The sequence below is a fragment of the Jiangella alkaliphila genome (genome assembly GCF_900105925.1).
Classification (GTDB): Bacteria; Actinomycetota; Actinomycetes; order Jiangellales; family Jiangellaceae; genus Jiangella; species Jiangella alkaliphila.
In genome coordinates this window covers 5463421-5475094 of sequence record NZ_LT629791.1, presented here as the reverse complement: position 1 = coordinate 5475094, position 11674 = coordinate 5463421, and the positions used below count along the sequence as shown (strand labels likewise).

The following is an 11674-nucleotide window of genomic DNA, read 5'->3' as shown; positions in this document are numbered from 1 at the left end:
CGCCCCGTCCCCGCCCATGATCATCAACGATCGACCACGCCCTGGAGCCTGTTGCGGAATGGGGTGCGGTGCGGGCGTTGCCGAAGAATCTTCGGCGGGCGCCGTTCTCGCCGCGACGTCCGACCGCCTTGGCTCGCCTGGCCACGCTGCAGGCCGGGCATATCGGGCGCCGTCACGACGACCAGCCTTGCCAAGGGCGGCACCGGGCCGTCGGCGCGTGACGCGGGCAGGAAGATCTCCGGCTCCAGCGCGTCGACCGCCGAAAGCGCAACAGGCTCCATCACGCACTGAACCTTGATGATCATGGTGTGGCGGTGTGGCGGCTTGCGCGCCCGATCCGGGACCCTGGTTCAGGGTTCAGTCGGCTGGCGGCGGTGGAGGCGGCGGCGTGCCCGGTGGTACGCCGACGACGCTGACAGGGGTGCGCTCGCGAGCCGCCACCGACGGTGGGGACGGAGCGGGCGGTGGCGGGGGAGGGGGCGGCGGTAGCACGGTGCCGTTCGCCGCGACCGCGGCCGGGGGTCTCGCGCGCTCTGCCGGTTCCGCTCGCTCCGGCCGCTCGGTCCGCTCGGTTCGCTTGCCCGGTTCGCCCCGCGCCGGCCGGTCGGGCGTGGGCTTCACGGCGGCGGCCGCGTCCCGATCGGCCGGCTGTGCCTCCGGCCGCGCCGAGTCCGACGCCGGCCGGCCCAGCCGCCCCCGCACCGCGTCCCGCAGCCGGCCACCCCACGACGAGCCCGGCGTGCCGGCGTCGTCGTGGCCCGGCCTGGTCGCTGGCGTGGTCGCTGGGGTAGCCGCAGCCGATCCCGGCCGGTCGGCGCGCTCCGCCGAGGTGCGAGGCTCGTCGGTCCGTGGCGTGGGCCGATCGTCGGCCGGCTTCGGCGGCGTGCGACGCTCGTCGCCCGGCGGGGTGAGCCGGTCGGCCAGCACCTGCCGGATGCCGCGGTCGGCCGGCTTCGGCGGCGTGGGCAGGTCGTCGGTCGGGACGGAGCCGCCGCCCTTGCCCGGCGCCGACCCGAACCTACGAGGCGGCTTGCTCTTGCGCGTCGGCGTGGCGTCGCCCGTGGGCGTGCTCTCGTGCACCGCTCCGTTGCCGCGCTCCTGGCCGGAGTCCGCCTCGTCCAGCCGCTCCAGCCGGATCACCGTCAGCCGCCGCAAGGCGTCGCGCCGGGCCCACGGCACGACCTCCTGGGCGTCGTGCTGCTGACCGGCATCGTCCGCCGGCGGCTCGGCCTCCCTGGGCGTCGACCGCCACGGTTCGGCGGCCGGCCGCTCGTCGCCGATCTCCTCCAGCCGCGACGTCGTCAGCCGCCGCAGTACGTCCCGAGCCCAGACCCAGGCCGGTCCGCCGCTCTGTTCCTCGCGCGGCTCCTCGGCCTTCGGTTCCGGCGCCTCCGCCGGCGGCTCCTTGTCGAGCTGCTCCAGCCGCGACGTCGTCAGCCGCCGCAGCGCGTCGCGGGCCCGGACCCACGCCGGTCCCGACTCCTCCTCGGCCGGTGCCTCAGCGGCGGGCTCAACGGGCTTCGGCTCGGCGGTCGGCGTCTCGACGGGCTTCGCCTGGGCGGTCGGCGCGTCGATGGACTCCCGTTTGGTAGTCGGCTTGTCGACAGGTTTCGCCTCGGTGGCCGGTTCGTCCTCCGGCTCGGGATCGGCGGTCCTGGTGCGGCCGAACGCCGCCCGGATCCGCGCCGTCCACGGCACCGCCGGTTCCTCGGGAGCGGACCGGTTGGCCTCGGACTCGGCCGGATCGGGCCAGGCCGCCGTGATCCGCCGGCTGACCGCCCGCCGCAGTTCCAGCTTCGAGCGGGTCGGCGGCGCCTCGGCGGTGGGCGTCTCGACGCCGTCCGGCTGAGCCGGCGCCGACGCGGCGGCGGCCTCCTCGCGCCCGGCGGCAGCGAGCCGCCGTGTCAGAGCATCGCGCAGCGGCGACCGCGGCCGATCGGCCCCACCCGGCGGCCGCGACACCCGCCGCCGGCCACGCGGCTCGGCCGGCTGCTTCGCTGGCTCGGCCCGTACCGGCGACTCCGTGCGCGTGCGCGGTGCGGTGAACTCGCGGCGGATGACGCCGGACGGCCGGCTCGGCGACTGGGCGGCGAGGCTGCCGGACCGGACCTGGAGCTCAGGCTGCGCCGCTTTCTCCGGCTCGACGGCATCTGGCGTGGTCCGGGCGGCCGGGTCGGCACTTGCCGCACCAGCGACCCCGGCAACAGCCGCACTGTCGGAGGAGGCGGCGACGTTGTCCTCGCCGCCCACGTCGACCGGTGCCGCGACGCCGAGGTCCGGAGCCTGCACGGCCGTGTCGGCTGTCGCTTCGGCGCCCGTCGCATCGGCGGGTGTGCTGGTCGCAACGCCCGGAGCAGCGGTGCGAGAGTCGGCGGCAGCCTCGGCCACGACCCCGGACGCGGCGGCCGTCTCGGCTGAGGCAGCGGGTTGGCCGGCGACAACGCCGGATGCGGCCGCAGCGTTGAGAGTGGCGGCGGGAGCCTCTGGCGTGCCGGCACTGGACGCCGTGGCCGGAGCGGCGGCGGGTCGGCCTGGGACAGCGCCGGGCGTTGCGGTGGAGGCGGCCGTGGCGGTACCGGACGCAGTGGCGTGCTGGCTGGTCGCGACGCTGGACGCGGCGGCTTCCCGGGTCGCAGGCCCGGCGCCGGATGCGGCGGCAGCGTCGGGCGTGGCAGGAGTCTCGGTGGCGGGAGCGCCGGGCGACGCGGTGGAGTCGGGAGCAACGGTGGCCGGAGCGTCGGGTGTGCCGGCGCTGGCTGCGGCCGGGGGTCGGCCAGGGACAGCGCTTCGAGCGGCGGCGGCTTCGCGGGCCGAAACGCCGGGAGCGGCGACCTCGAAAGTGGCCACATCAGGAGCGGTGGACTCGCCAGCAGGGGTCGCGTTGACCGCAGCCGCACGGCCGACGGCGCCCCCGCCGCCGCCGGAGGCCGCACGGCCGAGCGGCTCGGCGAACGAGCGCGCGTCCACGGCCGCAGGCGCCTCATGGACCGCGCCCACATCTCGGCGCACATGGGCCCCACCGACCACGGGTGGCCCACTGACCAGAGGCACCTCACTGGCCACGGGCGCCTCGCGGAAACCGGGCACCTCGGCGACCCCAGCAGCCTCAGCGACGACCGGCCGCGGCCGATCGACGGGCGCGAATCGCTGCCGGATCGCGACCCGCAGGCGGACCCGGGCCCGATCGGCGATCGCCAGCGTCGCCAGCGCGCCCGTCACCCCGACCACCAAAGTCGCGACGGCGCGGAGCTCCGCCGGGACCCGGACCAGCGCCCCCCACCCCTCGAACGTCCCCAGCGCGGCGACCCCGGCCAGCAGGGCCGCGACGACGATGCCGCCGCGATGCGGGCGCGGGACCTCGGGCGGGGGCTGCGCCTCCCAGGCGATCAGCGCACCCATCGCGGCCAGCGCGAAGCCGAGCACGCCACCGAGCCCGCCGAGGTCGGCGATGCCCATGATCAGGCCGGCGGTCACCAGCAGTCGCGACGGCAGTCCCGCGGGGTCGCGGCGGCGGGCCGGGAGCCAAGCGATGATGCAGCCGAGACCGAGCAGCAGCACCACGCCGGCGACGGCGAGGCGGAGGCTGTGGTCGGCGTCGAACATATCCGACATTCGACCACGAGAAAGGTAGATGGCGCAGCCGGGCCGCGCCGCATCTAGGCTTTCGGTGTGCTCATCGCCGCCGCCGTCTGCCCGTATCCGCCGCTGATGGTGGCCGGAATCGGCCCGCCCGACGACGTCCGGCTGGACGATGTGCGGGCGGCCTGCTGGTCCGCACTGGACGATCTACGGGCCACCAGCCCGGACGTCCTGGTGGTGGTCGGGCCGGGGGAGACGACGGCGGACGAGGCGCCGCGGGCGGGCAGTCTGGCGCCGTACGGCGTCGACCTCAGCGTCGCGCTCCCGGGGGACGAAGCACCACATAACGAACAAACAATGCCGCTGTCGGTCAGCGTCGGCGCCTGGCTGCTGCAGCGCGACGGCTGGGACGGGCTCGTGACGGCGGCGACGGTGGCCGGCGACGCGGGCGACGGCGACTGCGTCGAGCTGGGCCGGCGCATCGCAGGCCGGGCCGACCGCGTCGCGCTGCTGGTCATGGCCGACGGTTCGCCGCTGCGGGCGGACACCACGCCGCACGAGCAGCGGACCAAGGCGCAGACGTACGACGCCGAGCTGGCGACCGCACTACGCGACGGCGACCCGCAGCGGCTGCTGGACCTCGACGCGGCGCTGGCCGCGGAGGTCGGGTCGCCGGGACGCAAGGCGCTGCGGGTGCTCGCGGGCGCCGCCGACGACGGGCTGTTCGACGCCGAGGTCACCTACGACGACGCACCGTACGGCGTCGGCTACCTGGTCGGCGTCTGGGAGCGGCACGGCTGACGACACAAGCGCCGGCGCCGCGCCGCTCCCGCTGACGAACGAGGAACGCGGCCGTCAGGCCGGGTTGCCGGGGTTGTCGTTCTTGTCGCCGTCGACGCGGTCGACGAAGTCGCGAGCCTTGTCGTCGACGCCCTCGAGCTGCTCGCTGTACTTGCCGGCGGTCTTGTCGTCGATGAAGTCAGTGGCCTTGTCGACACCGTCGCTGACCTTGTCAGCGTTGTCGGAGACCAGGTCGGTGACCTTTTTCTTGATCTCGTCGAAGCCCATGATCGGCACTTCCCCTCGTTGACGTGGGCCGCCGGGCCGCCCGCTGCGACCAGTGCTCCCACCGACGTTCATACCCCCAGCCAGAACGGGCCGCAACGCGTTCGGGACAATTCCGCTCGTGGCACACTCCACGGGTGAGCCAGCACGTCCCCGTCGTCGCCGTCGTCGGGCCCACCGCCGCGGGCAAGAGCGACCTCGCCGTCGACCTCGCGCTCAGGCTGGACGGTGAGGTCGTCAACGCCGACTCGATGCAGCTCTACCGCGGCATGGACATCGGCACGGCGAAGCTGAGCCCAGCGGAGCGCAAGCACGTCCCGCACCACCTGCTCGACCTGTACGACGTCACCCGCCCGGCCACGGTCGCGGAGTTCCAGCGGCTCGCGCGCGACGCCATCGACGACTGCCGCGGGCGGGGCGTCACGCCGATCCTGGTCGGCGGCAGCGCGCTCTACGTCCGCGCCGTCCTCGACAAGTTCGAGTTCCCCGGCACCGACGCCGGCATCCGGGCCCGGCTGGAGGACGAGCTGGCCGAGGTCGGCGCCGCCACCCTGCACCGGCGGCTGGCCGGCCAGGACCCGGCCGCCGCGGCCGCGATCCTGCCCACCAACGGCCGCCGCGTCGTGCGTGCCCTCGAGGTCATCGAGCTGACCGGCCGCCCGTTCACCGCGACCCTGCCGCCGCGCGAGTACCACTACGACGACGTCGTGCAGATCGGGCTGGACGTCCCGCGCGACGTCCTCGACGACCGCATCGAGCGGCGCGTCGACCGCATGTGGGAGCAGGGCCTGGTCGACGAGGTCCGCGCACTGGAGGCGCGAGGGCTCCGCGACGGGCCGACGGCGAGCCGGGCGCTGGGCTACGCGCAGGTGCTGGCCCACCTCGCCGGCGACCTCACCGAGAACGCCGCCCGCGACGAAACGGTGCAGCTCACGCGCCGGTTCGCGCGGCGTCAGCACGCCTGGTTCGGCAAGGACGACCGCATCGGCTGGGTGCCGTTCGACGCCGATGACCGGTTGGAGCGCGCTCTGACCTACCATCGTCGGTCGTGAGCGGCATCCCCAGCGGCATCTCCTTCGTCAAGGGCCACGGCACCCAGAACGACTTCGTGGTGATCCCCGACCCCGACGGCGCCCTGGCCGGCCGTCTCGACGAGGCGACGGTGCGGCGCCTGACCGACCGCTACGCCGGCATCGGCGCCGACGGCGTCATCCGCGTCACCCGGACGGAGACCGCCGACGAGGTCCGCGAGCTGGCCGACGACGCCGAGTGGTTCATGGACTACCGCAACGCCGACGGCTCCGTCGCGGAGATGTGCGGCAACGGCGTCCGCGTCATGGCCCGCTACCTGTGGGAGAACGGCCTGGTCGAGGGGCCGGTGCTGGCCGTGGCGACGCGCGGCGGCGTCCGTACGGTGCACGCCGAGGCGGACGGCCAGATCACCGTCGAGATGGGCCGGGCCAAGCCGGCCGCCACCCGCCAGCTGGCCTTCGTCGCCGCCGGCGGGCACACCTGGGAGGCCACGCCGGTCCGGGTGCCGAACCCGCACGCCGTCGTCTTCGTCGACGACCTCGACGCGCCCGGCACGCTGACGTCCGCGCCCGACCTGCGGCCCGCGTCCGTCTTCCCCGACTCCGCGAACGTCGAGTTCGTCGTCGACCGCGGGCACAAGCACATCGCACTGCGCGTGTGGGAGCGCGGCGTCGGCGAGACCCGCTCCTGCGGCACCGGCGTCTGCGCGGCCGCCTGGGCGGCGATGCGGCGCGACGGTGTGGGCGCCGGCGCCCGCTACCTGGTCGACGTGCCCGGCGGCCGGCTGGTCGTGACGGAGCGGCCGGACGGCGAGCTGCTGCTGACCGGGCCGGCCGTGCTGGGCCTGCGCGGGACCGTCAGCCTCTGAGGTCCCCGGAGCCGACCGGCGAGGTCCCAGGCGGCGGCGAGTCCCACAAGGGAGAGGAAACCAGGTGCTGTGACTCAGATCACAGCATCCTGGGAAACCCCGAGAACGTCTCCTTCAGTAGAAGGAGCACGACGTCAGACTCGCGGTCGATGCGACAGCCGGGGAGCGGGCCTAACGTGGTGAACGTGGGGCGGCAACGGGGCCGGCCGCGCGCCTGACGGGATGGGGTGCCATGGGTGCAACGGAGAAGCGGCGGCGCGAGGCCGTGCTGCTGGAAGTGGCCCGGCGCGCTCAGGAGAAGTCCACGGGCAAGGCCGAACGACGGGCCGCCACCCTGCGCGCTGCGGCGAAATTACGGTGGGCGGCGTCCACCGGGTCGAGCTATGGTCGCTCCTGAGGACGTCTTTCGGCGAAAGCAGGAGCATTGAGCAAAAGTCCAGGCCAGGCATACAACCCCTATGACGAGTCCGCCGAGGCGGCGGCGGTCGAGGAACTCGACGAGTTCGACGACCTCGACGGCGACACCACCGGGGACTTCGACCTGGACGCACGGCGTGCGCTGCGGCGGGTCGCGGGCCTGTCGACCGAGCTCGAGGACGTCACCGAGGTCGAGTACCGGCGGCTGCGCCTCGAGCGGGTCGTGCTCGTCGGCGTCTGGCCCGGCGGGTCGTTCACCGACGCCGAGAACTCCCTCGCCGAGCTCGCGGCGCTGGCCGAGACGGCCGGCTCGCAGGTGCTCGAAGGGCTCGCCCAGCGCCGGCTGAAGCCCGACCCTGCCACGTTCGTCGGCTCCGGCAAGGTCGAGGAGCTGCGCGAGGTCGTGCAGGCCCAGGGCGCCGACACCGTCATCGTCGACGGCGAGCTGTCGGCATCGCAGCTGCGCAACCTCGAGGACAAGGTCGGCGTCAAGGTCGTCGACCGCACCATGCTGATCCTCGACATCTTCGCCCAGCACGCGAAGAGCCGCGAGGGCAAGGCGCAGGTCGAGCTGGCCCAGCTGGAGTACCTCTCCCAGCGGCTGCGCGGCTGGGGCGCGAGCCTGTCCCGGCAGGCCGGCGGCCGGGCCGGCGGCGCGGGCGGCGGCGTCGGCACCCGTGGTCCCGGTGAGACGAAGCTCGAGACCGACCGCCGGCGCATCCGCACCCGGGTGGCCAAGCTGCGCCGCGAGCTGGCCGGCATGCGCGTCGCCCGCGACACCAAGCGGGCCGACCGCCGACGGCACGCGGTGCCCGCGGTCTCCATCGTCGGCTACACCAACGCCGGCAAGTCGTCGCTGCTCAACCGCCTCACCGGCGCGGGCGTGCTGGTCGAGGACGCGCTGTTCGCGACCCTCGACCCCACGGTGCGCCGGTCGCAGACGCAGGAGGGCCGCGGCTACACGCTGGCCGACACCGTCGGGTTCGTCCGGCACCTGCCGCACGAGCTGGTCGAGTCGTTCCGCTCGACGCTCGAGGAGGCGGCCGACGCCGACCTGCTGGTCCACGTCGTCGACGGCTCGCACCCCGACCCCGAGGGCCAGCTGACCGCGGTGCGCGCGGTGCTCGCCGACATCGGCGCCGGCGGCGTACGCGAGGTCGTCGCCATCAACAAGTCCGACGCCGCCGACCCCATGGTCGTCGCGCGGCTGCTGCGCAACGAGCCGCACGCCATCTCCGTCTCGGCCCGCACCGGCGCCGGGGTCGACAAGCTGCGCGCGCTGATCGAGAGCGAGCTGCCGCAGCCGCCGGTCGAGGTCGACGCGCTGGTGCCGTACGACCACGGCGAGCTGGTGGCGCGCATGCACAGCGTCGGCGAGGTGCTGTCGGTCGACCACGAGGCCGGCGGCACCCGGGTCCGTGCCCGGGTGCCTGAGGCGCTGGCCGCAGCGCTGGAGCCGTACTCCGTCGCGCGGCGCTGACCGCCGGTCCTCGCTGAGACGTCAGTCGTCGAAGCTCACGGTGATGAACCGCGGGCGGTAGATGCTGACGTCCTCGTAGTGGTCGGTGTTGTCGAACGTGTTGACGTTGTACGAGACGACCAGCCCACCGTCGCGGCCGATGTGCGGGTGGGCGTGCGCGTTGTACGTGAAGACGTCCGGGTTGCCGTAGCTCCCCGTCGCGCCGGTCTCCGGGGTGGTGTACAGCACCGTCTTGTCGGTGAACGGCCCGTACGGGGAGCACGAGGCGTAGGCGACGATCTCGGCGCTGAGCGGCACGGTGGTGTCGTGGGTGACCAGTAGGTAACGGTCGCCGTGCCGCGACACGCTGTACTCGTTGCCCACGCCCTGCAGCACCCGCACGGAGTCGATCTCGTTCGCCGACCAGCCGGTGGCCGTGCGGTACTGCCAGCTGCCGAGCAGGCTGTTGCCGAGCACCCGGGCGACGTGCATGTACTTCTCGCTGCCGAGGTCCTCGACGCCGTAGACGTACGTGTAGGCGCCGACCCGCCGGATCGCCGATGCCCACGAGATGCCGGCGCTCGACGGGAGCGGGTGCACGCTCAGCGGCTCGTCCGGATCGGCCGGCGAGAACCTGGCCAGGACGTTGCGGTGCCAGCGCCAGTCCCAGTCGCCGGGGCCGAACCGCTCGTACTCCTGGTACGTGCCCTCGATGACCGTGCCGCTCGCGTGCGCGTCGCCGGCCCAGAACCAGTGCGTGTCGTCGGCGGGCGGCAGCAGCGGCTCGGGGTCGGCGGCGTCGCCGCTGTAGATGGTCTCGAGCTCGCCGCCGTCCTGGATGACGAAGGAGTTGTTGATGAACGGCGTCGTGCCGCCCTCGTCGGTGACCGGCGAGCGGCCGCCGTCGGCGTCGACCTTGCCGAGGAACGTGTCGGAGAAGACCCAGAAGACCCGGCCGTCCTGCAGCGGGATCGAGTAGGTGCCGTCGGCGCCGGTCCAGTCGTCGAGCGCGGTGTTGTCGTTGCCGTAGGTGGTGAACAGGCCGTTCAGCGCGGCGTCGGGTGCGGCGCCGGCGATCGCGGGCACCTCGGCGCACTGGCCTGCGGCGGACGAGGTGGACGTGTCGGCCGCCGGGGGTGCGGCGGGCGACTGGACGGCCGACGCGGTGGCGACGCCGCCCAGTGTGAGGGCGAGGGTGGTGGACATGACAAGGCGGTAACCCGGACGAAATGCCATGGAAGAGTTCTAGTCATTAGATGACTTTCTGTCCAGATCTCGCCCGAATGTCGCACAGCGACGGATTTCAGTCCTCTTGCACCCGTCCGCCCAGCTGGGTGGCAAGGAACCGCTCGGCGGCGGCGTAGAAGCGCTCGCGGTTCTCCGGCCGGGCGAGGCCGTGGCCCTCGTCCTCGAACAGCAGGTACTCGTGGTCGAGGCCCTTCTTCTCCAGCGCGGCCACGATCTGCTCGGCCTCGGCGACCTTCACCCGGGGGTCGTTCTTGCCCTGCGCGACCAGCACCGGGATGGTGATTTGGTCGACCTTCGACAGCGGCGAGCGGTCCCACAGCAGGTCGCGCTCGGTCTCGGGGTTGCCGACGCGGGTGTGCATGATCGCGATCTGCGGCTTCCAGTACTCCGGCACCGACGCGAGCAGCGTGAGCAGGTTCGACGGCCCGACCATGTCGACGGCGCAGCGGAACACCTCGGGCGTGAACGCGGCGCCGGCCAGCGCGGCGTACCCGCCGTACGAGCCTCCGTAGATGCCGACCCGGTCGCGGTCGATGAGGCCCTGCCCGACCAGGTGGTCGACGGCGTCGAGCAGGTCGGTGTGCATGGCCGCGCCCCACTGCTTGTTGCCGGCGTTGCCGAAGGCCTTGCCGTAGCCGGTGGAGCCGCGGAAGTTCACCTGGACGCTGACGTAGCCGCGGTTGGCCAGCCACTGCGCCTCGGGATGGTAGCCCCAGGTGTCGCGGGCCCAGGGGCCGCCGTGCACGTTGAGCACCGCGGGCAGGTTCGCGCGGTCGACGCCGCGCGGGAACGTCAGGTAGCCGTGCACCGTCAGGCCGTCGCGCGCGGTGTACGAGAACGGCTCCATCTCGGCGAGGTCGTACTCGTCGAGCTCGGGCCGGTGCGAGAACAGGAAGGTCAGCTCGCCGGAGTCGCGGTCGTACCGGTAGTAGCGGACCGGGCCGTCGGACAGCACGTCGTGCACCAGCCAGGTGCGGTCGTCGCGGACCGCACGCGAGATGCCGACCTCGCCGTTCAGCCGCTCGCGCAGCCGGTCGACCTCGGCGCCGAACTCGGGATCGAGGTAGGTCCAGGTCTTGCGCTCCTTGATGAACGTGACGGCCTGCGGCTCCAGCGTCTCGGGATGCTGGGCGATGCCGGCGGCGTCGTACTCGGGGTCCTCGGCCAGCACGGTCTCGTCGCCGCTCGCGAGGTCGATGCTGAGCAGCCGGCCGGCGTTGACGCCCACGCTGGAGATCAGGTAGGCGACCGTACCCGCGCGGTTGAGCCCGGCGACGCCGGTGGTGAGGATGTCGTCGGGGCCGATCTCGAACCACGGCTCGTCGGTGCCGTCGTCACCGCGCCGGTAGACGACCCCGCCGCCGTCCTCCGTCATGGCCATGCCGCCGCGGATGCGCTGCTCGGAGTCGACCAGCCAGCCGGCGTAGCCGGGGTTCTCGGCGACCTTGGTCAGCTCGCGGGTCTCGAGGTCGAGCCGGTAGACGTCGTGCAGCTCGGGGTTGTCGGCGTTCAGCCCGACCAGCATGGACGTGGGGTGCCAGCGGTTGTGCTCGAGGATGTACGCGGTGACCTTGCTCTGCGGCGTGACCAGCGTGGCCTCGCCCGACTCGAGGTCGAGCGCGTAGAGCCGCCAGTCCTCGTCGCCGTCGGTGTCCTGCAGGTACGCCAGCGTGCGGTCGTCGTGGCAGAACATGAACGTGCGCACGCCGCGGTGGCGGTCGTGGGTGACGGGGCGCGCGGCGGCGGGATCGTCGGCCTGGCCGACCCAGACGTTCAGCACGCCCTCGTCCGGGGCGACGAAGCCCAGCCGGGAGCCGTCGGGCGACAGCGTGGGCAGGATCCGTTCGGGGTTGCCGAACAGGATGTCCCGGGGGATCAGCGGCACCGCGTCATACGTCATTCCGGCATTCCATCACGGCCCCCGGACTATCAATCGTTCAGATGTCGGGTTGTGCGAAGATCGCGAACTCTCTCCTGTCGGCCTGCGCCCTGGACCGATGACTCAG

9 protein-coding genes are annotated in these 11674 nt (G+C 73.5%); 4 read left to right on the top strand and 5 right to left on the bottom strand.

The genetic code is table 11. The features are described from left to right. Positions 1 to 23 precede the first annotated feature (23 nt). Together BLV05_RS25020 and BLV05_RS25015 are read right to left on the bottom strand one after the other, a co-directional pair. Positions 24 to 305, bottom strand: a complete 282-nt coding sequence (locus tag BLV05_RS25020) for a hypothetical protein (protein WP_046767650.1) — start codon at positions 303 to 305, stop codon at positions 24 to 26. A gap of 52 nt (positions 306 to 357) precedes the next feature. Then, entirely contained in the window at positions 358 to 3603 is a 3246-nt protein-coding gene (locus tag BLV05_RS25015) for a hypothetical protein (RefSeq protein WP_046767651.1), read from the bottom strand. Between the two features lie 66 nt (positions 3604 to 3669). Here BLV05_RS25015 and BLV05_RS25010 point away from each other — a divergent pair, with 66 nt between their 5' ends. Then, positions 3670 to 4380: a class III extradiol ring-cleavage dioxygenase family protein gene (locus tag BLV05_RS25010; RefSeq protein ID WP_046767652.1), complete on the top strand. Its 711-nt coding sequence runs from the start codon at positions 3670 to 3672 to the stop codon at positions 4378 to 4380. Between the two features lie 54 nt (positions 4381 to 4434). Here BLV05_RS25010 and BLV05_RS36675 read toward each other — a convergent pair whose 3' ends face one another. Further along, the gene (locus BLV05_RS36675) at positions 4435 to 4647 is read right to left on the bottom strand and encodes an antitoxin (protein WP_046767744.1); all 213 of its coding nucleotides are present in this window, start codon (positions 4645 to 4647) and stop codon (positions 4435 to 4437) included. 134 nt (positions 4648 to 4781) lie between these two features. Between BLV05_RS36675 and miaA the strand changes: the two genes are divergently transcribed. From miaA to hflX, 3 genes are all read left to right on the top strand, one after another. Then, positions 4782 to 5696 (top strand): tRNA (adenosine(37)-N6)-dimethylallyltransferase MiaA, encoded by a 915-nt coding sequence (miaA, locus tag BLV05_RS25000; RefSeq protein ID WP_046767653.1) that lies wholly within the window; start codon positions 4782 to 4784, stop codon positions 5694 to 5696. Positions 5697 to 5701: 5 nt separating this feature from the next. Next, positions 5702 to 6544 carry a diaminopimelate epimerase gene (dapF, locus tag BLV05_RS24995; RefSeq protein WP_046767745.1) on the top strand — a complete coding sequence of 281 codons (843 nt, stop codon included), beginning with the start codon at positions 5702 to 5704 and terminating at the stop codon, positions 6542 to 6544. A 424-nt stretch (positions 6545 to 6968) separates the two neighbouring features. Continuing rightward, the gene (gene hflX, locus BLV05_RS24990) at positions 6969 to 8441 is read left to right on the top strand and encodes a GTPase HflX (RefSeq protein WP_046767654.1); all 1473 of its coding nucleotides are present in this window, start codon (positions 6969 to 6971) and stop codon (positions 8439 to 8441) included. Positions 8442 to 8462: 21 nt separating this feature from the next. Here hflX and BLV05_RS24985 read toward each other — a convergent pair whose 3' ends face one another. Continuing rightward, positions 8463 to 9626: a DUF5005 domain-containing protein gene (locus BLV05_RS24985; protein ID WP_046767655.1), complete on the bottom strand. Its 1164-nt coding sequence runs from the start codon at positions 9624 to 9626 to the stop codon at positions 8463 to 8465. Between the two features lie 97 nt (positions 9627 to 9723). Next, on the bottom strand, positions 9724 to 11568 hold the full coding sequence (locus tag BLV05_RS24980) for a S9 family peptidase (protein WP_046767656.1): 1845 nt from the start codon (positions 11566 to 11568) through the stop codon (positions 9724 to 9726). Positions 11569 to 11674: the final 106 nt, after the last annotated feature.